The following is a 22,787-nucleotide window of genomic DNA, read 5'->3' as shown; positions in this document are numbered from 1 at the left end:
GAGGACCGATGTCCCCATGCCCCCTCGCGACCGCCTACCCCGCCGACCCCACCCGGCCCAGCCCCGAAACCCTCGCGTACAGCCTCACCCTTCCGGCCGCGCTGGCCAGCCCGGCGCTCGCGCGAGCGGCCACGCGCGCGTTCCTCGCGGCGCACGGCCTGGGCGACATCACGGACGCGGCACTGCAGGCGGTCGGTGAACTGACCGCGGCCGCCTGTCAGTTCACCGAATCCCCGGATTTCTACCTGTCGCTCCGTTACCGGGGTGGCGCCTTCCGCGTGATCGTCTACGACCGGCACCCACGCCATACCCACCCGCGCCTGACCGCCGCCTGCGACGCCCGCCGCCGCGCGGCCCTGCGGGTCCTGGCCTGTGTATGCCGGGCCTGCGACGGCGACTGGGGCTTCGGGGAGTCGCGGGAGCCGGGCGGGGGGACGCGGATGTGGGCGACGCTGCCGCGGGCGAGCGCGGCAGCGTACCTGATGGATGGCTGATCCTCGGATCCTCAGAGCCCGTGCACGTGCGGCCCCACCGCGTTCGACCACGCGTTGCCCGCCGCCGCGTCCCAGTTCGTCGACCAGGTCATCGCGCCGCGCAGGTCCGGGTAGGTCTTGGAGGGCTTGAAGGAACCGCAGTTGGTGGCCTTCGTCAGGCAGTCCAGGGCGTTGTTCACCACCGAAGGAGACACGTAGCCGCTGCCCGCGCCGCTCGTCGAGGCCGGGAGGCCCAGGCCCACCTGGGAGGGGGCCAGACCGCCCTGGAGCTGGATGCAGGCGAGGGCGGTGAGGAAGTCGACCGAGCCCTGGCTGTAGACCTTGCCGTCGCAGCCCAGCATCGAACCGCTGTTGTAGTACTGCATGTTGACGACCGTCAGGATGTCCTTGATGTTCAGGGCCGTCTGGAAGTACGTGTTCGACGTGGACTGCATGTCGATCGTCTGCGGGGCCATGGTGATGATGAGGGACGAGCCGGCCTTTGCGGAGAGCGACCTCAGGGCCTGCGTCATGTACGTCGCGTTGAGGCCGTTCTCCAGGTCGATGTCGACGCCGTCGAAGCCGTACGTCTGCATGAGGGAGTAGACGGAGTTCGCGAAGTTCGTCGCGGACGTGGAGTCGCTGATCGACACCGTGCCGTTCTGGCCGCCGATGGAAATGACGACCTTCTTGCCCGCGGCCTGCTTGGCCTTGATGTCCGCCTTGAACTGGTCGACGGTGTAGCCGCCGAGCCCGGCCGAGTCGAGGTTGAAGGTCACCGCGCCCGGCGTGCCCGTCGCGTCCGCGAACGCCACCGCGATGATGTCGTACTGGGACTGCACCGCGGAGATCTTCTGGACCGTGGCGCCGTTGTTGAAGTTCTGCCAGTAGCCCGTGACGGCGTGCTTGGGCAGAGTGCCGCCACCGCCGCCCGAGGACGCCGTCGTCGTACCCGTCACCGCCGTCGACTTCGCCGACTCACCCGCCGCGTTCGTCGCCGTGACCTGGAAGGAGTACGAGGTGGAGGCCGCGAGGGACGAGACGGTCGCCGATGTCCCCGTCGTCGACTGGACCTTCGTACCCGCCTGGTAGACGTTGTAGCCCGTCGCGCCCGACACCGTGTTCCAGGAGAGGGAGACGGAGGAGGACGTGGTGGAGGAGACCGCCAGACCGGTGGGTGCCGCCGGGACCGTGGGAGCCGGGTCGCCGCCTCCGCCGCCGTCGGGGCCGAAGACCGAGAGGTCGTCGGCGTAGTACGGGGCCTGGCCGTACCACCCGTGCGTGTACACCGTCACCGAGGTCGTTGACGCGCCCGTGGTGAAGGTGGTCGAGAGCTGTTTCCAGGAGGCGGAGTCGGGGGTCCACGTCGAGACGTCCGTGGTGCCGGTGCCCGTCACGCCCAGGTAGGCGTACCCGCCCTGCAGCCACGCGCTCAGCGTGTACGTCGAGTTGGGCTTGACCGCGACGGCCTGGGTGCACTGGGCGTTGTCCTGCCCGGCGGGCGTGCCCTTGAGGGCGGCCGAGCCGCCGTGCACCGGCGAGGAGACGGTCGTACCGCTGCCCGCCGTACAGGTCCAGCTGCTCAGGCCCGACTCGTAGCCGCCGTTCTTGGCGTTGTTGACGTCCGCCGCCTGGGCCTGGCCCGCCAGACCGGTGAGGGAGAGGACGGAGGCGGTGACGACGGCGGCGAGGGCGCCCGCCCATCTCCGCCGGGGCGGTCGGGGCATACGTATGACGCGGTCCACTGGGACCTCCGGTGAGGGGAGGGGAGAAGAGGGGGGGGAGAAGCGGGGTGCGGAACGGTGGCCACCGTCGGACGTTGCTGGCGTACAAGTTGGTCCAGACCAATTGGGTTGTCAAGACCTCTGGTGGGTGACAGGGATGGCCGGGTACCTCAAGGGGCCCACGGGGTGGGCGACTTGTGGCATATTCGTCTCACTCTGCGTTGATCAAGGCCGTACCTTCCGTGAGTTGATGTGGAAGATTCGGTGTTGAGGCGGCCATGCCGTGGATATGGTGCTGATGCAAGAGGACGTCACAGGGGCCATCTGAGGCGGTGGTCGACCACCCCGCCACAGTGAACGGGGTGTGTGCAGCGTGCCGACCGCGATAGCCGTCACCAGTCCCGATCTGGTGCTCCCGCCGCACGACCGGCAGACCCCGCCCGCCGTGGTCCAGCCCCTCGACAGTCTCGAAAGCTCCCTCACGGGCATGCACGCCCTCATCGAGCAGCACGGGTACGTCATCGCCCTCTACCCGGCCTCGGCCGAGAACGCGGTCACCCGGCGGCTGCACACCGTCCGCTCCGTCCTGGAGAGCGACCGCATCGCCCTGCTCGGCATCGACCTGCCGCCGCTCGGAGTGGCCCTGCTGGCCCAGCAGTTGCGGCAACTGTCGGTCTGCGACTTCAGTCCGGGCGTGCTCGCCTCCTCCGCCCGGCTGCTCGCCCACTACATCTACGCCGGCGCCCTGCTCGGCTCGGTCGCCAAGCTCGACCGGGTCCCGGTGACGCTGAAGTCGCACGCCAAGTCATGGGTGCCGGGAGCCCAGTTCGCCGTCCTGTCCCATCCGCGCCCGCAGCTGGCCCGGATCGGGCAGGACGAGCTCCCCGGGCCCGAGTTCGGCACCCGGCTGCTCGTCGCCGCGGGCCAGCCGCCCTCCGACTGGGTCACCGCGACCCTCGCGCCCGCCTGGCGTGTGCAGGGTGTCGCGACGGTACCGCTGCCCCAGGAGTCGGCCCGCTGGTGGGGCACCACCAAGCTCGCCGAGTTCGCCGCCGGTCTGTACGACGTCTCCGTGCTCTACCAGCTCGTGTCGTCCGTCCGCCGGGAGGAGTGCCACTGGTGCGGCCTCGAACTCATCGGTGACCGCTGCGGGTTCTGTGCCGCGCCGCTGCCCCCGCCTTCCGAGCTTCCGGCGGCCACGGTGCGGGCAGCATCCTCAGTACGCGCTCTGCCCCGAGGAGCCACGTAAGCCACGTCCGTACGCCCGAACAACACGCTGATCGACACGTCGAACAACACGTCGAAGAACACACGCTGAACCACGCCAGGCACGACCGCTCGACCCCGCCCGTCCCCGCCCCACGATCGAGGTTGTCCGCGTCATGAACTCACGCCAGCGCCGCGGCGTCATCCTGCTGGTCCTCTCGGTCCTGTGCGCCCTGGGCGCCTTCGCCGGAGTGCTCTCGGTGATCCGCGACGTGAACTCCAAGGTCGGCCCGGAGGTGGCGGCGTACCGCCTGAAGGACGACATCGCGCCCTACAAGGAGCTGTCGGCCGACCAGTTCCAGAAGGTCTCGATGCCCAAGCGCTGGCTGTCGAGCACGGCGGTCACGAACCTCGGCCAGATCCGCGGGAAGATCGCCGTCACGCAACTGGAGAAGGGCTCCCTGCTCCAGACCGACATGATCGTCGACCGGCCCGCGCTGGAGGCGGGCCAGCAGGAGATCGCGATCATGATCGACGCGGCGACCGGTGTGGCCGGAAAGATCGACCCGGGCTCCAGGGTCAACATCTACGCCACCTTCAAGGCCGAGAACGACAAACAGAAGGACCAGTCCAAGGTCATCGTGGCGAACGCCCGCGTCATCGACGTCGGCAAACTCACCGCCCTCGACCCCGGCCAGTCCAGCAACGACCGGCGCAACAGCGCCACCCAGGCCGTCCCCATCACCTTCGCGCTCGACACCGCCGATGCCCAACGCGTCGCGTACGCCGAGTCGTTCGCCGAACACGTCCGCCTCGCCCTGGTCGCGGGCGGCTCGGACACGACCGTCGCCCCCGGCGACCGTACGTACACCCTCGACGAGGACAAGTAGGAGGCCGCGCATGAGGTCCACGCCCACGGGGCTGTGCCGATGACCATCCGTATCCTCCCGGCCGTCAGTGACGTCGACTCGGCCCGCGCGCTCGCCACCCTGCTGAGCCAGCTCGCGGACGCCGAGCCGGCCCCGCCCGTCCCCGACTCCACGGCGCTCCTCGACACCCTGGCGCGGCTCGCCGCCGAGTCCCTCGACGAACTGCCCGAAGTCGTCCTCGTCCACGAACGCATAGGTCCCGTACCGGCGTTGGACCTGATCCGCGACGTGGTCATGCGCTTCCCCGCGATCGGCGTCGTCTTCATCACCGCGGACACCAGCACCGGTGTCCTCACCGCCGCCATGGACTCCGGCGCCCGCGGCATCATCGGCCTCCCGCTGGGCTACGACGCCCTCGCCGAACGCGTCCAGGCCGCCGCCGGGTGGTCGCTCGGCATGCGCCGCCACCTCGGCAGCGGCACCCCCGAGCTGTACGCGGGCCCCGGCGGCACCGTCGTCACGGTCACCGGGGCGAAGGGCGGCGTCGGAGCGACGGTCACCGCCGTCGAACTCGCTCTTGCCGCCCAGGCGTCGGGGCGCAGCGTCGCGCTGGTGGACCTCGACCTCCAGTCCGGCGACGTGGCCTCGTACCTGGACGTCCAGTTCCGGCGGTCGATCGCCGACCTCGCCGGAATCAGCGACATCAACCCCCGCGTCCTCCAGGACGCCGTCTACTCCCACGACAGCGGAGTGGGCCTCCTGCTGGCCCCGGCCGAGGGCGAACGCGGCGAGGAGGTCACCGACCGGGTGACCCGCCAGGTGCTGGGCGCCCTGCGCTCCCGTCACGACGTCGTGGTCGTCGACTGCGGCGCCCAGATGAACTCCGCGACCGCCGCGGCCGTCGAGATGGCCGACCGGGCCCTCCTCCTCGTCACCCCCGACGTGGTCGCCGTGCGCGCCGCCAAACGCATGGTCCGCATGTGGGACCGCCTCCAGATCCGCAAGGCGGAGGAGACGACCACGGTCGTCAACCGTTTCGCCCGCGCTACGGAGATCCAGCCCTCCCTCGTCGAACGCGTCACCGGCACCAAGGTCGCCCGCACCCCCGTCCCCGCCGCCTTCAAGGAACTCCAGTCCGTCGTCGACGCGGGGCGCCTCCAGGACCTGGACACCCGCTCGACGGTCAAGCAGGCGCTGTGGGCGCTGGCGGGGGAGCTCGGTCTCGTGGTCGCCCAGGAGACCGGCGGGGGTGGCGGCAGGCGCCGCAAGACCTCGTCGGACCGGGGCGCGCTGGCCCTGCGGCGCAAGGGCGGCGACCGGGGTGCGGTCACCCTCGAATTCGCCGGCATGTTCCCCATCCTGCTCGTCGTGATGACGATCCTGTGGCAGTGCGTGCTGTACGGCTACTCGTACTCGCTGGCCGGGAACGCGGCGGACGAGGCGGCGCGGGCGGCGACGGCGGCGTACGCGGTCAACGGTGACGTACCCGGGGTATGCCAGACGGCAGGAAGTAAGCATCTGCCGGGCGCCTGGAGCGGTGCCGAGATCCGCTGCGGCGCGGCGGGCTCGGTGATGAAGGCCACCGTGAAGGTCGACGTGCCGCTCTTCTTCCCGGGCTTCGACGCGGGCTGGCACGTGGAAGGGAACGCGGGCGCCGCGCTGGAGGGGAACAAGGGATGAGGCCCCTACGGTGGCTGAGGCGTCGGCTCCGCGACGACCGGGGCGTCTCCATGCTGGAGTTCGCCGGGTTCCTGCCCATCCTGCTCGTCATCGGGATGGCCGCCATCCAGCTCGGCCTCATCGGGTACGGGATCAACCAGGCGGGGACGGGGGCGCGGGCCGCGGCACGGGTCGCCTCGCAGCAGGACGGCGACGGCGTGGCCGCGGGCCATGCCGCGGTCAGTGGATGGCTGAACCCGGACGTTCCCCCTCCCGCGAAGGGCGCCGACTCGACCACCGCGACGGTCACCGTCCACGTCCCGTCCGTCATCCCCCTCTTCGGCCCCTACACCGTCACCCGCCACGCCACCATGCCCACCGACAACTGAACCGGAAACGGACCACCGACGAATGACCGGGAGGAGCTGAACCCATGAGCCTGCGCAGCCGACTCTCCACCCCCGACGAGTCGGGCCCCGCCCGCGAGGACGGACACCTCGTCGCCGTCTACCGAGCCAAGCTCCTCGAGGAGATCGACCTCGCGGAGATGTCGAGCCTGGCGGCAGCCGAACGCCGGGTACGCCTGGAGCGCGTGCTCGGCCACATCATCAGCCGTGAGGGCCCGGTCCTGTCCTCCGCCGAGCGCTCCCAGCTGATCCGGCGGGTCGTCGACGAGGCCCTCGGCCTCGGTGTCCTCGAACCGCTGCTCGCCGACGCGTCCATCACCGAGATCATGGTCAACGGGCCGGACTCCATCTTCGTGGAGCGGGCGGGACGGGTCGAACAGCTCCCGCTCCGTTTCGCCTCCCACGACCAGCTGATGCAGACCATCGAGCGCATCGTCTCCACGGTCAACCGCCGCGTCGACGAGTCGAACCCCATGGTCGACGCCCGTCTCCCCACCGGCGAGCGCGTCAACGTCATCATCCCGCCGCTCGCCCTCACCGGCCCCACCCTGACCATCCGCCGCTTCCCCCGCGCGTACACCCTGCCCGAACTCATCGACCTCGGCTCGCTCGACGAGCAGATGCTGATGCTGCTCGCGGCCTTCGTGCGGGCCCGCTTCAACGTCATCGTCAGCGGCGGCACCGGCAGCGGGAAGACGACCCTGCTCAACGCCCTCTCCGGCCTGATCCCGTCCCGCGAGCGCATCATCACCATCGAGGACTCGGCCGAACTCCAGCTCCAGCAGGAACACGTCATCCGGCTGGAGTCCCGCCCCCCGAACGTCGAGGGCAAGGGCCACATCACCATCCGTGACCTGGTCCGCAACTCCCTCCGTATGCGGCCCGACCGCATCATCGTCGGCGAGGTCCGCGGCGGCGAGACCCTCGACATGCTCCAGGCGATGTCGACCGGCCACGACGGGTCCCTGGCCACCGTTCACGCGAACTCCGCCGAGGACGCCCTCATGAGGCTCCAGACCCTCGGCTCGATGTCCGAGGTCCAGATCCCCTTCGAGGCGCTGAAGGACCAGATCAACTCGGCCGTGGACGTCGTCGTCCAGCTCACCCGCCACGCCGACGGCTCCCGCAAGGTCACCGAGATAGCCCTGGTCGTCTCGCACGGCCGCGAACAGTTCCGCGTTGTCCCCGTCACCCGCTTCGTCCCCCGCCCCGCAGGCCCCGACCGTGTCGTACACGGCCATTTCGAGCACCTTCCGCTGCCGCGCCAGGTCGCCGAGAAGCTGTACGTCGCCAATGAACCGCTGCCGCCCGCGTTCGGCGTGGCCGAGGTCCTCGACGTACTCGACACGAGGCGGGCCATCGGATGACCAACCCCGCCCCCGAAGGGAGGCAGCCATGAACGACCCCGCACTCCTGGCCCTCGGCGCCACCGTGCTGTGCGGCACCCTCGCCGTCGCGGGCGTCCACATGTACGCCTCGGGCCGTGCCCAGCGCCAGGCCCTCGTCGACCGCCTCTCCGGCGGCGGCCCGCTGCGCACCGCGGCCGGCCGCGTACGCCGTTTCGCCGCGATCGACCGCCGACTGCGCCGCACCCGCCTCGGCCGGACGATCCACCTGCGCCTGTCGGCGACGGGCCTGGACGTGACGGCGGGGGAGTTCGCCACGTACGTCACCGCGGTCGTCGTCGCGCTGTGGCTGATCGCCGCGTCGGTGCTGGCCCCCTTCTTCGGCCCGATCGCCGCCCTCGTGGGCGTGTGGAGCGCGGCCATCTTTCTCAACTGGCAGCGCCAGAAACGCATCGAGGCCTTCATCGGTCAACTCCCCGACGTGGCCCGCCTGCTGGCCAACGCGACCGCCGCGGGGCTGGCCCTGCGGACGGCACTGGCGATGGCGGCGGAGGAGCTCGAAGCCCCCGCGGGTGAGGAACTCGCTCACGTGGCCGACCAGTTGATGCTGGGCCGCACCATCGACGACGCCCTCGGTGAACTCTCCGAGCGTCTCCCCTCCCGCGAGCTGATCGTCCTCGTCACGACCCTGGTCCTCGCCAACAAGGCGGGCGGTTCGGTCGTCAGTTCCCTGCGCAACCTCACCCACACCCTGGAGGACCGCAAGGAGACCCGCCGCGAGGTCCGCACCATGCTCTCCGAGGTCAACGCCACCGCCTTCACGGTCCCGATGCTCGGTCTGGGCTCGCTGCTCCTGATCAACTCCTCGAACGAGGGGGCCCTCGCCCGCGTCACCGGCTCCGGCCTCGGCCAGACCCTCGTCCTGATCTCGCTCGGCCTCTACACCGTCGGCTTCTTCGTCATCCGCCGCCTCGGCAAGATCGAAGTCTGAGAGAGGAGGGGTCACGTTGCTCGCACTGCTGCTCGCCCTCCTGACGGCCGGGGCCGTCGCGGGCGCCCTGCTGGGCATCCGCATGATCCGCGCCGACGCCAAACTCCCGAGCGACCTCGCGCTCGCCCTGGAGGTCGGCGGAACCCGCGTCTCCACGGCCGAGTCCGCCGTCGACCGCCTCGGCATGCGCTTCGCCCCCACGGTCCTGCGCCTCATGGGCCCCCGCCGTGTCGAGGCCAAACGCCGCCGCATCGACATGGCGGGCAACCCCGGCGGCCTGACCCTCAACCGCTACGCCGCCCGCCGCGCGGTGTACGGCGTCTTCGGCGTCGTACTCGGCCTCGTCTTCCTCTCCAACGGCCAGCTCCTGTTCGCCGTCCTCACCCTGGCCTTCGGGCTCGTCGCCGCCGACGCCCTCATCTGGCAGGCCGTCCGCGAACGCAAGGAGGTCATCGACCGCACCCTCCCCGACTTCCTCGACGTGCTCGCGGTCGTGGTCTCGGCGGGCCTCGGCTTCCGGCAGGCGCTGGACCGGGTCGCGGAGAAGTACGAGGGCCCCTGGGCGGACGAACTGCGCATCACGCTGCGCCAGATGGACATGGGCGTCAGCCGCCGCCAGGCGTTCGACGAACTGCGCAAGCGCAACTCCTCCGAGCAGGTCGCGCAGTTCGTCTCGGCGCTGCAGCAGGGCGAGGAACTGGGTTCGCCCATCGCCGAGACCCTCATCCAACTCGCCACGGACATGCGCCGCACGGACGCCCAGAACGCCCGCCGCCGCGCCGCCAAGACCATCCCCAAGGCGACGATGGTGACCCTCGTCTTCATGCTCCCGGCGACGATGATCCTGATCGCCACGGGCATGTTCCTGGGGTCGGGCACGAACTTCGGTTCGATCCTGGGCCGCTGATGACCAGCCGCCGTACTCCCCTGCCGAGGCCGTCACCGCCCTGGACGCTCCCTCGGTGGCTGTCAGGGCCCCCGCCGTGGCTGACCCGGCTGTGGGCGCGGCGGCACCTCGCGAGCACCGAGGACGGCTACCTGGCCGACGACGCCCCGGCCCCCGGCAGCGTCCGCCTCCAGCTCAACGCCCTCCAGGCACTGTGCCGCCAGGCCTTCGGCGTCCGCCTCGCCGCGATCGCGATCGGCGCCCCCTTCGCGATGACCAACGCCGTGAACGGCCCGCCCCGCTACACGGTCCTGGCCGCCGCCGTCCTCGGCGTCATGGGTTCGTACGCCATGCTCAGGGACTGGGACCGGTTCGGCCCCCGCCTCCTCGCGCACCCCACCTTGATGGCCGTGGACCTGACGTTCGGCGCGGTCCTGCTCCTGACGGCGTCGCCCGCGTCCCCCCTCGCGTACGCGACGGTCTGCACGCCACTTCTGGCAGGCCTGCTGTACGGCTGGCGCGGCTCGGGCATCTTCACCGGCCTCCAGCTGACCGTGCTGGTGACGGTGTACAGGGCCTGGCAGCACCACCCGGGATCCGGCGCCAGCACCCTCCTCGTCGCCGGCTTCTGCGTCGGCGCCGGCATCATCGGCGTCACCCTGCGCAACCTGATGTTCCGCTTCGGTACGGCGAGCCAGGCGCTGTCGGAGGCGAACTCCCGCCTGGCCGTCGCCGAGGCGGTGGAGTCCGAACGGGCCCGCCTGGCCCGCGAGATGCACGACTCGGTCGCGAAGACCCTGCACGGCCTGGCCCTGGCGGCCGGTGCCCTCGCCGCCTCGGCCGCCGCCGGGGACGCGGACCCGCACACGCTGGGGCGGCAGGCGACGATGGTCGCGGGCGCGGCCCGCCGGGCGGCCGCGGAGTCCCGCGACCTCCTCTCCGACCTGCGCCGCCACACGGACCTCACGAGTGCGAACACGGACGTCCTGTCCGAACTCGACGCCCACGTGCGGACCTTCGAGTCCCGCACCCACCTCCCCACTTTCCTCCACCATCGGGGCGAGCCCCCGATCCTCCCGTACGCCACCGCCCACCACGTCCTGGCGATCGTGTCCGAGGCGCTGGAGAACGCCCACCGCCACGCGGACGCGACGCGGGTGACGGTGGAACTCGACGTGTCCGAAGCCGAGTGCGCCGTACGCGTACGGGACGACGGAGTCGGTCTGCCCCCGCCCGTTGCCCTCGATGACCCGACCCTCGACGACCTGACCAGATCCGGCCACTTCGGGTTGCTCGGCATGGCGGAGCGAGCCGCGTCGCTGGGCGGCCGCATCGACCTGAACCGTTCCCCGCAAGGAGGCGCGGAGATTCACCTGACCCTCCCGCGATCCTCCGCCGTCCCCCACCGTCCCCCCACCCCCCAAGAGGAGGCCGCACATGCCTGACCAGGCACTTCCCGGCCCGAACCTCCGTGTACTCGTGGCCGACGACAACCCGGTCGTCCGGGCCGGCCTGGCCGCGCTGCTCGACGGCCACCCGGACCTCGAGGTCGTCGCGCAGGCGGCCGACGGCGAGGAGGCCATCGCGACCGCCACCCGACTGCGCCCGGACGTCGTCCTCCTCGACGTCCGCATGCCCGGCACGGACGGGTTGACGGCCCTGCCCGCCCTCTCCCTGCTCGCCCCCGTGATGATGCTGACCTACAGCCGCGAACCCGAGGTCGTGGCCGAGGCGTTGCGCCGGGGCGCGGTCGGCTATCTCGTCCACGGCGAGTTCACGGCCGCCGAACTGATCTCCGCCGTACGGGAGATACGGCACGCGACTTCCGCTTGCGCGACTGTCCCGGATTCACTCGGTGTTTCGTACGAACCGAACGATTATCCTTCGCATCTGCAACTGGTTGTGGGACAGTCGTCGAAGGCTCGGTCCGGCTTCGCGGCGAGGCTCCACCGTCGCGTGCCCAACCGGCTCAACTTCGGCCTGAGTTCACGGGAGGTGGAGGTCATGGATCTCATCGCGTCCGGCATGAGCAATCGGCAGATCGCCGCCGCCTGCTTCATCAGCGAGAAGACCGTCAAGAACCACATCAACCGCATCTTCGCAAAGCTGCACAGTTCCTCACGCAGCGAAGCGATCGCCCACTGGCTGGGCACGGCACGTGAGGGGTGGAGCCGATGACTCCACCCACGGGAAGTTGGGCCCCTGGGCCCACCCGGAGTAGGCGCGGTCTCACGTACGGTGCTCGGGTCGGTAGTGGTGGCGTCGGGCGGGAGGACAGGGGCCATGGTGATGAGGGACTGGACGCTGAGGGCGGGGGTCCGGGTGGAGCGCGCTCTGGAGGACTGGACGGAGACGGTCTCCACCCGAATGCGCGGTCGCGGGCGGGATGCGGGGGCCGGGTTCGTGGAGTACGCGGGTCTGATGATTCTGATCGCGGGGATCTACACCCTCATCGATCAGCTCGGCCTGAACGGAAAGATTTCGCAGGCGATCGGCAACGCGGTGGGCAAAGTCATCGGCACAGCCTGATCGGCGGCCCGCCGCGCGGCGATCGAGGGCAGACTCTCCCCATCTATATCTGGATGACGGGGATTCTCCTCTTCGCCGCGATCGCCTTCTTCGTGTTCGCCCAAGCAGCGTCCGCCCGGAATGGAGCTCAATCCGCGGCGGACGCTGCGGCGTTGGCGGCCGCGCGGGACTCCCGCGACGAACTGATGACGGGTTTGGCGGGGGCCGTGGGCACGGACGACCACTGGCTGGACTGGCTCAAGGGCGACCTGTTCAAGGGCACGGGAGCCGCGGCTGCGGCTGATCAGCTGGCCGCTGAGAATGACTCGACCGTGCAGGGTTTTACCCCGACCGCAGTGAACGGATTTCCGGGCTACCGGGTGGATATCGAGACCCGGTACACGGTTGGCAAGTCGATCATTCCCGGCACGGAGGACGAGCACGCGACGGCCCATGCCACCGCTGTCATCCAGCCACGCTGCGACTTCGATCCGGCCGCGGATCCCAAGAAGCCCGTCGAACTGAATTGCGACGGACGGATCGTCAACATCGACCCCGGAAAGTTCCATCCGGTCGACCTTCCGGACCCGTCCGTGCTGTTCTCTGTGCATCTGGCCGAGTGAGAGGAAGCCGTACCGATGGACTTTCGGCACACCATGAAGGGCCGCAGGGCGCTGAGCGCACTGGCGATCACGGCTGGGTTGCTCCTCACGGTGGCCGGTTGCGGAGGGGGCGGAGACGCCAAGTCGGGCAAGCAGGCGTCGACTTCGTCTCCTGCCCGGAGCAGCGGTGACAGCAAGGCGAAGGAAAGCGGCTCACCCGCCGTGAATCAAGCGATCGCCGAAGTGAAGAGCAACGGAATCACGCTGACGATCACTTCGGCCAAGCGCGACCAGGGCGGGTTCGTCACTGTCAACGGCACGGTCACCAACGGCACCTCCGGCATCTGGATCGGCGCCGAATGGATCAGTGACGAAACCGAGTTGAAGGGCAACGGCGGATCCCTCGCCGGAGCCAGTCTGGTCGATGAGAAGGGCAAGAAGAAGTACCTCATCCTCCGGGACACCGAAGGGCACTGCCTCTGCACGAAGTTCCAGGGCGGTGTCTCCCAGGGCGCCACCGCCGACTGGTTCGCCCAGTTTCCGGCGCCGCCCGCCGGGACGACGAGCGTGCAGTTCCAGGTACCGACCATGCCCCCAGCCACCCTCACACTCTCCGACGGCGAGTGACCCATGGCCCTCACCTCCCGCACCGCGGCCGCTATGTTCACGACCTTCGCCGTACTGACCACTCTGACCCTCAGCGGTACCCAGGCGTACGCGGACGGCGGGAACCCGAGCGCACCCCCGGGCAGTCTCACCACCTCCCCACCCCCCACCGTCGACCCCACCAGCCCCGGCCTGAAGCTCGCCGACGGCGCCACGCTCGCGCCGGCCAAGGTGTTGGACATCAAGTCGGTCGTCGAGGACCTCGGTGGTGAGGAGCGGCGGGAGGACACCAACTCCGACGTGACGTTCGCGTTGCAGGCCGAGGTGCTGTTCCCCAAGGACAGTTCGAAGCTGAACCCCGACGCCCATTCCCGTATCCAGGCGATCGCGGACGAGATCAAGAACCAGAAGGCGACGACGGTCAGGGTGTTCGGGTTCACCGACAACCTCGGCTCGTACGCCCACGGCCTGGTCCTCTCCAAGAAGCGCGCGGAGATCGTCCACGACGAACTGGCGGCGGCGCTCGGATCGACGGACGTCACGTTCGAGGTGCGCGGCTACAGCGAGGACTACCCGATCGCGGACAACACCTCGGAGGAGGGCCGCCGGAAGAACCGCCGGGTGGAGGTGACGTTCCCACGCGGCGCGGTGAACGGTGGTTCCTCGGGAGCCCAGAGCTGAGAACCTGATGGCATGAGAAGAATCGTCCTGATGATGTCGGTGTCCCTGGACGGATTCATCGAGGGACCGAACCGTGAGATCGGCTGGCACCGCGTCGACGCGGAGCTGCACCGCCACTTCAACGAGGAGGTCAGCAAGCTCGGTGGCCTGCTGGAAGGCCGCGTGACGCACGAGCTGATGGCCGGGTTCTGGCCGACGGCCGACCAGGATCCGGACAGCCCGGACAGTACGGCCGAGGTGGTCGAGTTCGCGGGGATCTGGCGGGACATCCCCAAGTACGTGTACTCGCGGACGCTGGAGCGGGCCGACTGGAACACCACGATCGTCCGGGACGTCGTACCGGACGAGGTCAGGGCGCTCAAGGAACAGCCCGGCGGGGACCTCGGCCTCGGCGGCGCCGACCTCGCGGCCGCGTTCCTGCGGCACGACCTGGTCGACGAGTTCCGGGTGTACGTCCATCCGGTGCTGATCGGCCGCGGCAAACCCCTGTTCCCGGAGTCGTACACCCCGACCGATCTCCGGTTCGCCGAGTCACGGGCCTTCGGCAACGGGGTCGTACTCCTGCGCTACGAACGCGAGAGCACCGCCCCCGCCGCCGCCTCTGCCGAGGCGTAATGGTGTTGTCCGCGAGCCGGGGCATGGGTAGGAAGGCTCCATGACTGTTCTCGGCGTCGTGTTCCGGCCCCAACTGCCCCCCGAGCGTCTGCGGGCCGTCGCGCGCGCGGCGGACGACGCGGGCCTGGAGGAGCTGTGGCTGTGGGAGGACTGCTTCCTCGAAGGGGGCATCTCGGCCGCGGCGGCAGCCCTCGCCTGGACCGAACGGGTCCGGGTCGGCGTGGGCCTGCTGCCCGTCCCGCTGCGCAACGTCGCCGTCACCGCGATGGAGGCCGCCACGCTGCACCGGATGTTCCCGGGGCGCGCGATCCTGGGCGTCGGCCACGGCGTACAGGACTGGATGGGGCAGGTCGGGGCGCGTGCGGAGTCGCCCGTGACGCTGCTGCGCGAGCACCTCGACGCGCTGCGGGCGCTGTTGCGGGGCGAGCGGGTCAGCACGGACGGCCGGTACGTGAAGCTGGACGGCGTGGCCCTCGACTGGCCGCCGGCAGGGGCACCGGAGGTGCTCGCGGGCGCCACCGGGCCGCGTTCGCTCCGGCTCTCCGGGGCCGCCGCCGACGGCACCGTCCTCACCGCCGCCACCGCGCCGGAGGGGGTACGGCGGGCACGCCGGCTCATCGACGAGGGCCGGGAGTCGGCGGGCCGGACCGACCACCACCGGGTGGTCGTCTACCTCCACACGGCCACCGGACCGGACGCGGCGGCCCGGCTGCGCGCCGAGATCGAGGCGAACGGTGAGGATCCGCTGCCGGAGCACGGCGTCGCCGGGGACGCGGACGCGGTCGCCAAGGCCGTACAGCGCCTCGCGGAGGCGGGCGCCGACACCGTCGTCCTCCAGCCGACCGCCGACGAACCGGACCCCGAGGCCCTCGTGCGGTTCGCGGCGGAGGAAGTACGGCCGCTCATCATGTAGGCCGGTCGTTGTCGGTGCCCGCTGCCACACTCGTCGGTATGAGCGAAGACGACGTGCGACTGAGGGATGTGGTCGAAGCCGACCTCGACCTGTTCCTGGCCTACGAGCACGATCCCGAGGCGGCCCGGCGGTCGAGGTTCGAGCCCCGGCCGCGGGACGCGTTCATGTCCCACTGGAGGACCAGGATCCTCGGCGACGACACCGTCCTCGTCCAGACGGTGTCTGTGGACGGCGTGCCGGCGGGGAACCTCGTCTCCTGGTGGGAGAACGAGCGGCGCTTCATCGGCTACTGGTTCGGCCGCCCGTACTGGGGCCGGGGGATCGGCACCAAGGCCCTGGCCCGCTTCCTCGACCTGGAGAGGACCCGCCCCCTGTACGCCGACCCCTTCACCGGCAACACCGCGTCCGTACGCCTCCTGGAGCGGCACGGTTTCCAGCACCACGGAACCGTCCACCACGGCGACGACGACCACACCCTGCTCGTACTCCCCGGGGAGTGAAGGCACCGGCGACGAGCGTCCTGGACCCCTGGACCCCGGCCGCCGGAACCCCCGTCGCCCGGTGGAAAACCCCTCGCCTCCCCACCACCCCCTTGAGAAGATCCCCCCATGGCCACCACCCGTACCTTCGAAGCCCTCGTCGACGAGGCCGTGGCCGTGCCCGTCGAGGGCTGGGACTTTTCCTGGTTCGAGGGGCGTGCCACCGAGGAGCGGCCCTCGTGGGGGTATGCGCGGGCGATGGGGGAGCGGCTGGCGCAGGCGTCCGCCGCGCTGGACATCCAGACCGGTGGCGGTGAGGTGCTCGTCTCCGCGCCGACGCTGCCCCCGCTCACCGTCGCCACCGAGGGCTGGCCCCCGAACGTCGCGAAGGCCACCGCCCTGCTGCACCCCCGTGGCGCCGTGGTCGTCGCCTCTCCGGAGGACGCCCCGCTGCCCTTCGCGGACGGCGCCTTCGACCTGGTCACCAGCCGGCACCCGGTCACGACGCACTGGTCCGAGATCGCGCGCGTCCTGCGCCCCGGCGGCACGTACTTCTCCCAGCAGGTCGGCCCGGCGAGCGTCTTCGAACTCGTCGAGTACTTCCTCGGCCCGCTGCCGGAGGACGTCAGGAACGGCCGGCACCCGGACCGCGCCCGCGCCGCCGCCGAGTCCGCCGGGCTCGACGTCGTCGACCTGCGCGCGGAGCGGCTGCGCATCGAGTTCCACGACATCGGTGCCGTCGTCCACTTCCTGCGCAAGGTGATCTGGATGGTCCCCGGCTTCACCGTCGACCGGTACCGGACCGAGCTGCGGGCCCTGCACGAGCGGATCGAGGCGAAGGGCTCGTTCGTCGCGCACAGCGCCCGCTTCCTGATCGAGGCGCGCAAGCCGCGTCGTTCCGCCTGAGAAGGGGCTCGCGTTGGGGCTCAGGCGTGCGGGCCCGTCGTCACTTTCCCCACCACCAACTCCGCCCTCGCCTCCAGGATTTCACCCACCCGTTCCACCTGCTCCGCCAACTCCCGTTCCTGCCTCGGCGTCAGCCCTTCCAACGGCTCCACGGTGACCGTCGTACGCCGTCCCCGGAGGCGCTGGTGCCAGACCCCGGCCACCACACCGTCGACCAGCAGCACGGGGAAGTTCCCGGCCTGACCGCCCGCGAGAGCACGCGCGTACGCCGGCCCGGGGAAGAGCACCTCGCGGGGCCCCGCGGCGATGGCGTACGCGTCGAAGTACGGAAGCAGCCGCACCCCGCTCACCGGCGCCTCCGGAAACTCCGTGTCGCCCGCCGCGACCCACGCCGGCCCCTCGAAGTCGACCTCCTCGATGGCCCCCGCCCCCGCCAGCGAGGCGAAGAGCTCCGTGGCCCAACCGCGCGAAGCCGCCGCCCACTTGGCGAACTGCCCCGGCGTCGCCGGTCCGTACGCGCGCAGATAGCGCCCTACGAGCAGAGCGATCCCCTCGTCGGCGGCGAGCGGCTCGAAGTGCGGGGGCCGGGTGTACGTCACCTTGCGGCCCCGGTTCGGGGCGAAACACAGCGTGCCGTGCTGACCCGCCCGGTGCATGACCTGCCGCCAGCGCGGCCACATGCCCTGGAACGCGGGCAGCACCAGGTCCCCGGCCCAGGAACCGGTGCGCGCCACCACCTCGTCGCTCAACTCGTCGATGGTCGGCCGCGCGCCGTCCAGGGCGTCCCCGATCGCCGCCACGACCTCGTCCGCCTGCTCCTCGGTGAGCCGCGCGGCAGGCGCGAGGGGGCTGCGGCCGGACGGGATCGCCGTCAACGCCGCCGTCCAGAGGGGCAGTTCCGCGGTGGGGAGCAGATGTACGGTGCCGCGTGGTCCGTACGTCTTCACCAGCGAGCCGTCCTCCCAGAGCGCGGCGCGTACATCTGCCCGTGTGACCCCATCGGCGCGTACGCCCACGGACACCTCGGCCGCCGACAGGACTTGTGCGTGCGCGCCGAGCATCGCGCCGACGACGTCGGCGACCGGAGTCCCGCCGCGCGCCGCGGCGGCCAGGGACTGGCGCTCCATGCGGCGCGCGCTCGCCTCGTTCCATGTGATCTTCAGGGTCATGCGGCGAAGGTAGGCGGGAATGAGGTCAGATCCTGTCCTCTGGAACGCCCGGGAACCGATTGGCCGAAAACACCCTGATGTAACCGGTCATGGGTGAGATGTCCGTCCGCATGACGGACTTCTGCACAGGGTTTCCACATCGTTATCGGGGGTGGGTCGTCCGGGCTGTTCGCCTCACGTAAGTTCAGACCAAGGTAATTCGCGTGAGCAAAGCTGCGCGTGCAGCACCGCGCAGTGGAGGGGGCTGCGCGGTGCTGCGCCCCGTCTGACGCCGCATCACCGGTCGTGCACCGTGATCTGCGCCCCGCGCCGTACGCCCCATCGCTCCATCGCCCCGGCCTCCGCCTCCAGGATGTGGCGGGAGCGTGGACGGGGGCGCCCCATGCGCCCCGGCTTCATCGTCCGCACCGCCAGGACGCGGAATTTCCGGTCCAAATAGGCGACGTCGATCGCGAACCGCATCCCCAGCGTGTGCACAGCACCGGCCGGCGAGAGCAGCAGGGCCCCGTCGATCCGGTCGCGCCCGAGCAGTCCACGGCGCCGGGCGCGGGCCGACGCGGCGACCTCCAGCGGCACCGGTGCGGGGGTCTCCGGCGTGGTGAGCATGGTCATGGGTGCGAAGTTAGCGGCGCCGTCAAGCGGGCGACATGGCGGCGCGTCACTCTCCCGGAGTACGTGGGGGCGAGTCGGCAGGGAAGACCCAGTTGGTCGCAAACCCTCCGGATCTCCCCGTTTACCTCTCCATTCCCTTTGAATCCGCTGTGATTCGGCCATGGTCACGCCCTGAATGAGAGGTTCCGGGGCCACCGTGGCGTCGTCGTCCGATTTCGGAGAGTAGTTGTGGCACGCCGATGCACGCAGCATCACTTACGAAGGGTTATGGTGGAAACCCCCCCTCGGGCCGGTCCGTCTCCCCCCCACGGACCGGCCCGTTTTTTGTGCCCCCACACCCCACCCCGCCCGCCGCCCCGGCCTGCGCCCCCGTGCGCCCCCCTGACCTCGGCGACCGGCCTTGGTGACGCAGCGCCCCCACCCCGTTCACCGGTATCGACGAGGCGCCGTTGCTCTCCTCCAGCGTGATCGACCGGACAGGCCCTTGCCGGGCCGTTGGTTTCGCGGGGGTAGGCTTCGCCCCCGGGGACCGCCATATGGACAGGGGTTGCGCTGAGCGAGGCCGCTCTGCCGCGCCCGTCCGATCCGCACGGAGGGGCTGACAACACGTGAACCTGCGGGACGACCTGCGCCGGCTGCTGCTCAGGTTCTACACACGCAGGGTGGAGGGCCACCTCGACCACGACCAGGTGCCCAAGCACATCGGCGTCATCATGGACGGCAACCGGCGCTGGGCGAAGGCGGCGGGCAGCACGGCCGCCCAGGGGCACCGTGCCGGTGCCGACAAGATCGAGGAGTTCCTCGGCTGGTGCTCGGAGACCGATGTCGAGGTCGTCACCCTCTGGCTGCTCTCGACGGACAACTTCGACCGCCCCGAGGAGGAGCTCGTCCCCCTGCTCGGCATCATCGAGGGCGTCGTACGCACCCTCGCCGCCGACGGCCGCTGGCGCGTGCACCACGTGGGCACGCCGGACATCCTGCCCTCCCAGATGCAGACCGCGCTGAAGGAGGCCGAGGAGACCACGGCGCACGTCGACGGGATACTGGTCAACGTCGCCATCGGCTACGGCGGCCGCCAGGAGATCGCCGACGCCGTGCGCTCCATGCTCCTCGACGCCGCCGACAAGGGCTCCTCGATCGAGGACGTCGCCGAGTCGGTGGACATCGACCTCATCGGCAAGCACCTCTATACGAGTGACCAGCCCGACCCCGACCTGGTGATCCGCACCAGCGGCGAGCAGCGGCTGTCCGGATTCATGCTGTGGCAGACCGCCCACTCGGAGTACTACTTCTGCGAAGTCTTCTGGCCGGCGTTCCGCAAGGTCGACTTCCTGCGCGCCCTGCGCGACTACGCGGCGCGACACCGCCGCTACGGAGGCTGACCCAGGGGGATGCGAGGGGTGCGCGTCATCCGGAGTTAACGAACGCGTGGCCACATGCTCTTGCATGGCCTCGCATGTTCGAGGGCATAAGCCATGCAGGTCGACGCCCGAACCACGGGTGTCGTATCTCAGCGGACGGCACGGGGCCGTCCGCCCGGGAGGCCCTTTGCACCAGCCCGACCGTGCGGTCTGTACGGACGAGACGGAGGGCCGGTCTCCGGCCCGCGCAATGCGGCCAGGACCGGTCCAGCTCTTCTCCGTCGCTCCCCGACCTCATCCGAGGGGGTACGTCCTTCCGTGGTGACCAGCACAAAGCGCCGTATGCCAGACCGGCGCACCTATGTTCTCGACACCAGCGTCCTGCTGGCCGACCCGAACGCCCTGAGCCGCTTCGACGAGCACGAGGTAGTGCTTCCGATCGTCGTGGTGACGGAACTGGAGGCCAAGAGGCACCATCCGGAACTCGGCTACTTCGCCCGGCAGGCCCTGCGCCTGCTCGACGAGTTCCGGGTGCGGTTCGGTCGTCTCGACGCCCCCATCCCGATCGGGGAACTCGGTGGGACCGTACGCGTCGAGCTCAACCACTCGGACCCCAGCGTCCTGCCCAGCGGGTACCGCCTGGGGGACAACGACTCCCGCATCCTCGCGGTCGCCCGCAACCTGCAGGCCGAGGGGTACGACGTCACCGTCGTCTCGAAGGACCTGCCGCTCAGGATCAAGGCCTCGTCCGTCGGCCTCCTCGCCGAGGAGTACCGCGCGGAACTGGCCATCACGGGCTCCTCCGGCTGGACCGGAATGTCCGAACTGACCCTGTCCGGCGAACAGGTGGACATCCTCTTCGAGGAGGGACACGCGTACGTCCCCGAAGCGGCCGACCTTCCGGTGCACACCGGTCTGACGATCCAGTCGGAGCGCGGCAAGGCCCTCGGCCGTGTCACCGCCGAGGGCAACGTCCGGCTGGTGCGGGGCGATCGGGAGGCCTTCGGCATCAAGGGCCGCAGTGCCGAGCAGCGCATCGCGCTCGATCTGCTGCTCGACCCGGACATCGGCATCCTGTCGATGGGCGGCCGGGCGGGCACCGGCAAGTCGGCGCTCGCGCTCTGCGCGGGTCTGGAGGCGGTGCTGGAGCGACGCCAGCACCAGAAGGTGATGGTCTTCCGGCCGCTGTACGCGGTGGGCGGGCAGGAGCTCGGCTATCTGCCCGGCTCCGAGGCCGAGAAGATGGGCCCCTGGGCGCAGGCGGTCTTCGACACGCTGTCGGCGGTCACCTCGCGCGACGTCATCGAGGAGGTCACCGCGCGCGGCATGCTGGAGGTCCTGCCGCTCACCCATATCCGCGGCCGCTCCCTGCATGACGCCTTCGTGATCGTGGACGAGGCCCAGTCACTGGAACGGAACGTGCTGCTGACCGTTCTGTCCCGCATCGGCGCCAACTCGCGGGTGGTTCTCACCCATGACGTGGCACAGCGGGACAATCTGCGCGTCGGCCGCTACGACGGTGTGGTCGCCGTCGTGGAGAAGCTGAAGGGTCATCCGCTCTTCGCGCACGTGACGTTGAACCGCTCCGAGAGGTCCCAGATCGCGGCGCTTGTGACCGAAATGCTGGAGGACGGACAGATCTGACCCATCTGCAACCACTTGACCTGGTTGGTCAAAACGTGGTGGATGCACGGTAGTTGACGCCGCCCGGCAAAAGGCGAAGAGCCTAGCCGGGCGGCGTCTTCGTGCGCGCTTGTTTCCGTGAAACTCCTGGGGTAAACGGGGTGTGAGCTTTCACACGCAACGGGGAATTGCCTCGCGGCGTCGGGTTACGGCAGAGTCTCAGTCCTGTCAGGCCCCGCATACGACACACGTGTACCCCCAGCGGTACCGCACCTCAGGAACACCAGAACTTCATAGAGCCGTCGTATGCCGCCCGCGCACCACGCGGCACTTCCGTCAAGGGAGTTGCCCACCGGGCCCGTGCCTCCCGTGACCCCGCAGTTGGGAGGCCAGCGTTCAGGGGCACGATTGCGTCCGCGAGGGTCACCTAAGCGGGCGATGCTGGAAGGAAACCGTGTGAGCCGGATTTCGGTCCGGGGACTCGCAGTGGCCTCGGCCACCGCGGTCACCGCTGTCGGCGCCGTGAGTGGTGTTGCCTCGGGCAACACCGGCCAGCCGTCGAACGACGCCGAGGCTACGGCGAGCGACTCGACTCTGCTCGCGGACATACCTGCGGGCCAGCAGGCCCAGGTGCAGACCGCGTCCCTGACGCAGCAGGCCGACGCACAGGCCATCGCCGCGGACGCGAGCGCCAAGAAGGACGCGGAGGAGGCTGCCCGCAAGCAGGCGGCCAAGGACGCGGTCGCGAAGCAGAAGGCCGCGGCGGACGCCAAGGCGCGCAAGGAGGCCGCGGAAGCGGCCAGCCGCTCCGAGACGCGTGCCACCGCCGCTGTCAGCCTGGCCCCGCAGTCCTCGTACACCGTCGCCGAGGTCCAGGCCATCGCGCGTCAGATCATCCCCAGCGGTCAGTTCCAGTGCTTCAGCAACATCGTGGACCACGAGTCCACCTGGAACTACCGGGCGCAGAACCCCTCTTCCGGCGCCTACGGTCTCGTGCAGTCGCTGCCCGGCAACAAGATGGCGTCCGTCGGTGCCGACTGGCAGACCAACCCGGCCACGCAGATCAAGTGGGGCCTCAACTACATGAACGAGCGCTACGGCAGCCCCTGCGACGCTTGGTCGTACTGGCAGGCTCACGGCAACTACTGAGC

General features: G+C 70.2%; 24 protein-coding genes. 21 read left to right on the top strand and 3 right to left on the bottom strand.

The window, feature by feature from the left end; genetic code table 11:
- Window positions 1–8 precede the first annotated feature (8 nt).
- A complete protein-coding gene (locus ACZ7M2_RS09450) occupies window positions 9–494 on the top strand; it encodes an ATP-binding protein (RefSeq protein WP_352049858.1) in 486 nt (161 codons plus the stop codon).
- 11 nt (window positions 495–505) lie between these two features.
- Here the strand turns inward: ACZ7M2_RS09450 and ACZ7M2_RS09445 are convergent, their stop codons facing one another.
- The gene (locus ACZ7M2_RS09445; protein WP_471594772.1) at window positions 506–2,200 is read right to left on the bottom strand and encodes a chitinase; all 1,695 of its coding nucleotides are present in this window, start codon (window positions 2,198–2,200) and stop codon (window positions 506–508) included.
- A 370-nt stretch (window positions 2,201–2,570) separates the two neighbouring features.
- Between ACZ7M2_RS09445 and ACZ7M2_RS09440 the strand changes: the two genes are divergently transcribed.
- From ACZ7M2_RS09440 to ACZ7M2_RS09360, 17 genes are all read left to right on the top strand, one after another.
- On the top strand, window positions 2,571–3,446 hold the full coding sequence (locus ACZ7M2_RS09440) for a hypothetical protein (protein WP_471594771.1): 876 nt from the start codon (window positions 2,571–2,573) through the stop codon (window positions 3,444–3,446).
- A gap of 133 nt (window positions 3,447–3,579) precedes the next feature.
- Window positions 3,580–4,293 (top strand): Flp pilus assembly protein CpaB, encoded by a 714-nt coding sequence (gene cpaB / locus ACZ7M2_RS09435; protein ID WP_471594770.1) that lies wholly within the window; start codon window positions 3,580–3,582, stop codon window positions 4,291–4,293.
- A gap of 39 nt (window positions 4,294–4,332) precedes the next feature.
- The gene (locus ACZ7M2_RS09430) at window positions 4,333–5,952 is read left to right on the top strand and encodes an AAA family ATPase (protein WP_471594769.1); all 1,620 of its coding nucleotides are present in this window, start codon (window positions 4,333–4,335) and stop codon (window positions 5,950–5,952) included.
- On the top strand, window positions 5,949–6,320 hold the full coding sequence (locus ACZ7M2_RS09425; protein ID WP_471594768.1) for a TadE/TadG family type IV pilus assembly protein: 372 nt from the start codon (window positions 5,949–5,951) through the stop codon (window positions 6,318–6,320). The genes ACZ7M2_RS09430 and ACZ7M2_RS09425 overlap by 4 nt, the downstream gene beginning before the upstream one ends.
- Window positions 6,321–6,364: 44 nt before the next feature.
- A complete protein-coding gene (locus ACZ7M2_RS09420; RefSeq protein WP_471594767.1) occupies window positions 6,365–7,705 on the top strand; it encodes a CpaF family protein in 1,341 nt (446 codons plus the stop codon).
- A gap of 28 nt (window positions 7,706–7,733) precedes the next feature.
- Complete coding sequence (locus ACZ7M2_RS09415) at window positions 7,734–8,675, top strand: type II secretion system F family protein (protein WP_054234988.1); 942 nt, start codon at window positions 7,734–7,736, stop codon at window positions 8,673–8,675.
- A 16-nt stretch (window positions 8,676–8,691) separates the two neighbouring features.
- Window positions 8,692–9,582 (top strand): DUF5936 domain-containing protein, encoded by an 891-nt coding sequence (locus ACZ7M2_RS09410; RefSeq protein WP_060901398.1) that lies wholly within the window; start codon window positions 8,692–8,694, stop codon window positions 9,580–9,582.
- On the top strand, window positions 9,582–11,006 hold the full coding sequence (locus ACZ7M2_RS09405) for a sensor histidine kinase (protein ID WP_471594766.1): 1,425 nt from the start codon (window positions 9,582–9,584) through the stop codon (window positions 11,004–11,006). The genes ACZ7M2_RS09410 and ACZ7M2_RS09405 overlap by 1 nt, the downstream gene beginning before the upstream one ends.
- Window positions 10,999–11,739, top strand: a complete 741-nt coding sequence (locus ACZ7M2_RS09400) for a response regulator (protein ID WP_471594765.1) — start codon at window positions 10,999–11,001, stop codon at window positions 11,737–11,739. Before ACZ7M2_RS09405 ends, ACZ7M2_RS09400 begins: the two co-directional genes overlap by 8 nt.
- A 105-nt stretch (window positions 11,740–11,844) precedes the next feature.
- Complete coding sequence (locus ACZ7M2_RS09395; protein WP_471594764.1) at window positions 11,845–12,090, top strand: hypothetical protein; 246 nt, start codon at window positions 11,845–11,847, stop codon at window positions 12,088–12,090.
- A gap of 53 nt (window positions 12,091–12,143) precedes the next feature.
- The gene (locus ACZ7M2_RS09390; protein WP_471594763.1) at window positions 12,144–12,692 is read left to right on the top strand and encodes a pilus assembly protein TadG-related protein; all 549 of its coding nucleotides are present in this window, start codon (window positions 12,144–12,146) and stop codon (window positions 12,690–12,692) included.
- Window positions 12,693–12,707: 15 nt separating this feature from the next.
- The gene (locus ACZ7M2_RS09385; protein ID WP_471594762.1) at window positions 12,708–13,298 is read left to right on the top strand and encodes a hypothetical protein; all 591 of its coding nucleotides are present in this window, start codon (window positions 12,708–12,710) and stop codon (window positions 13,296–13,298) included.
- 3 nt (window positions 13,299–13,301) lie between these two features.
- Window positions 13,302–13,958, top strand: coding sequence for an OmpA family protein (locus tag ACZ7M2_RS09380; protein WP_471594761.1), 657 nt, complete (start codon window positions 13,302–13,304; stop codon window positions 13,956–13,958).
- A gap of 12 nt (window positions 13,959–13,970) precedes the next feature.
- Entirely contained in the window at window positions 13,971–14,573 is a 603-nt protein-coding gene (locus ACZ7M2_RS09375; protein ID WP_471594760.1) for a dihydrofolate reductase family protein, read from the top strand.
- Window positions 14,574–14,613: 40 nt separating this feature from the next.
- On the top strand, window positions 14,614–15,486 hold the full coding sequence (locus ACZ7M2_RS09370; protein ID WP_471594759.1) for an LLM class flavin-dependent oxidoreductase: 873 nt from the start codon (window positions 14,614–14,616) through the stop codon (window positions 15,484–15,486).
- Window positions 15,487–15,524: 38 nt separating this feature from the next.
- Entirely contained in the window at window positions 15,525–15,986 is a 462-nt protein-coding gene (locus ACZ7M2_RS09365; protein WP_471594758.1) for a GNAT family N-acetyltransferase, read from the top strand.
- 108 nt (window positions 15,987–16,094) lie between these two features.
- Window positions 16,095–16,871, top strand: a complete 777-nt coding sequence (locus tag ACZ7M2_RS09360) for a class I SAM-dependent methyltransferase (protein WP_471594757.1) — start codon at window positions 16,095–16,097, stop codon at window positions 16,869–16,871.
- Window positions 16,872–16,891: 20 nt separating this feature from the next.
- On the opposite strand, the gene ACZ7M2_RS09355 is transcribed toward ACZ7M2_RS09360, so the two are convergent.
- Complete coding sequence (locus ACZ7M2_RS09355; protein WP_471594756.1) at window positions 16,892–18,040, bottom strand: winged helix DNA-binding domain-containing protein; 1,149 nt, start codon at window positions 18,038–18,040, stop codon at window positions 16,892–16,894.
- A gap of 276 nt (window positions 18,041–18,316) precedes the next feature.
- Window positions 18,317–18,652 (bottom strand): DUF192 domain-containing protein, encoded by a 336-nt coding sequence (locus tag ACZ7M2_RS09350; RefSeq protein WP_471594755.1) that lies wholly within the window; start codon window positions 18,650–18,652, stop codon window positions 18,317–18,319.
- A 608-nt stretch (window positions 18,653–19,260) separates the two neighbouring features.
- Between ACZ7M2_RS09350 and ACZ7M2_RS09345 the strand changes: the two genes are divergently transcribed.
- The 3 genes from ACZ7M2_RS09345 to ACZ7M2_RS09335 all read left to right on the top strand — a co-directional run bounded on the left by ACZ7M2_RS09345 (window position 19,261) and on the right by ACZ7M2_RS09335 (window position 22,785).
- Window positions 19,261–20,034 carry an isoprenyl transferase gene (locus ACZ7M2_RS09345; protein ID WP_471594754.1) on the top strand — a complete coding sequence of 258 codons (774 nt, stop codon included), beginning with the start codon at window positions 19,261–19,263 and terminating at the stop codon, window positions 20,032–20,034.
- Window positions 20,035–20,331: 297 nt separating this feature from the next.
- Window positions 20,332–21,657, top strand: a complete 1,326-nt coding sequence (locus tag ACZ7M2_RS09340) for a PhoH family protein (RefSeq protein ID WP_403696810.1) — start codon at window positions 20,332–20,334, stop codon at window positions 21,655–21,657.
- Between the two features lie 435 nt (window positions 21,658–22,092).
- The gene (locus ACZ7M2_RS09335) at window positions 22,093–22,785 is read left to right on the top strand and encodes an aggregation-promoting factor C-terminal-like domain-containing protein (RefSeq protein ID WP_248296959.1); all 693 of its coding nucleotides are present in this window, start codon (window positions 22,093–22,095) and stop codon (window positions 22,783–22,785) included.
- The last annotated feature ends 2 nt before the right edge of the window (window positions 22,786–22,787 follow it).

This window comes from Streptomyces sp. NPDC111507, from assembly GCF_055638955.1.
The sequence above is the reverse complement of the archived record's forward strand: the minus strand, read 5'-3'. Positions and strand labels throughout refer to the sequence as shown.

Coding starts and splice junctions, on each gene's coding strand:
- ACZ7M2_RS09450 (WP_352049858.1), top strand. CDS start 9: ATGTCCCCATGCCCCCTCGCGACCGCCTACCCCGCCGACCCCACCCGG.
- ACZ7M2_RS09445 (WP_471594772.1), bottom strand. CDS start 2,200: ATGCCCCGACCGCCCCGGCGGAGATGGGCGGGCGCCCTCGCCGCCGTC.
- cpaB (WP_471594770.1), top strand. CDS start 3,580: ATGAACTCACGCCAGCGCCGCGGCGTCATCCTGCTGGTCCTCTCGGTC.
- ACZ7M2_RS09430 (WP_471594769.1), top strand. CDS start 4,333: ATGACCATCCGTATCCTCCCGGCCGTCAGTGACGTCGACTCGGCCCGC.
- ACZ7M2_RS09425 (WP_471594768.1), top strand. CDS start 5,949: ATGAGGCCCCTACGGTGGCTGAGGCGTCGGCTCCGCGACGACCGGGGC.
- ACZ7M2_RS09420 (WP_471594767.1), top strand. CDS start 6,365: ATGAGCCTGCGCAGCCGACTCTCCACCCCCGACGAGTCGGGCCCCGCC.
- ACZ7M2_RS09415 (WP_054234988.1), top strand. CDS start 7,734: ATGAACGACCCCGCACTCCTGGCCCTCGGCGCCACCGTGCTGTGCGGC.
- ACZ7M2_RS09405 (WP_471594766.1), top strand. CDS start 9,582: ATGACCAGCCGCCGTACTCCCCTGCCGAGGCCGTCACCGCCCTGGACG.
- ACZ7M2_RS09400 (WP_471594765.1), top strand. CDS start 10,999: ATGCCTGACCAGGCACTTCCCGGCCCGAACCTCCGTGTACTCGTGGCC.
- ACZ7M2_RS09395 (WP_471594764.1), top strand. CDS start 11,845: ATGGTGATGAGGGACTGGACGCTGAGGGCGGGGGTCCGGGTGGAGCGC.
- ACZ7M2_RS09390 (WP_471594763.1), top strand. CDS start 12,144: ATGACGGGGATTCTCCTCTTCGCCGCGATCGCCTTCTTCGTGTTCGCC.
- ACZ7M2_RS09385 (WP_471594762.1), top strand. CDS start 12,708: ATGGACTTTCGGCACACCATGAAGGGCCGCAGGGCGCTGAGCGCACTG.
- ACZ7M2_RS09380 (WP_471594761.1), top strand. CDS start 13,302: ATGGCCCTCACCTCCCGCACCGCGGCCGCTATGTTCACGACCTTCGCC.
- ACZ7M2_RS09375 (WP_471594760.1), top strand. CDS start 13,971: ATGAGAAGAATCGTCCTGATGATGTCGGTGTCCCTGGACGGATTCATC.
- ACZ7M2_RS09370 (WP_471594759.1), top strand. CDS start 14,614: ATGACTGTTCTCGGCGTCGTGTTCCGGCCCCAACTGCCCCCCGAGCGT.
- ACZ7M2_RS09365 (WP_471594758.1), top strand. CDS start 15,525: ATGAGCGAAGACGACGTGCGACTGAGGGATGTGGTCGAAGCCGACCTC.
- ACZ7M2_RS09360 (WP_471594757.1), top strand. CDS start 16,095: ATGGCCACCACCCGTACCTTCGAAGCCCTCGTCGACGAGGCCGTGGCC.
- ACZ7M2_RS09355 (WP_471594756.1), bottom strand. CDS start 18,040: ATGACCCTGAAGATCACATGGAACGAGGCGAGCGCGCGCCGCATGGAG.
- ACZ7M2_RS09350 (WP_471594755.1), bottom strand. CDS start 18,652: ATGACCATGCTCACCACGCCGGAGACCCCCGCACCGGTGCCGCTGGAG.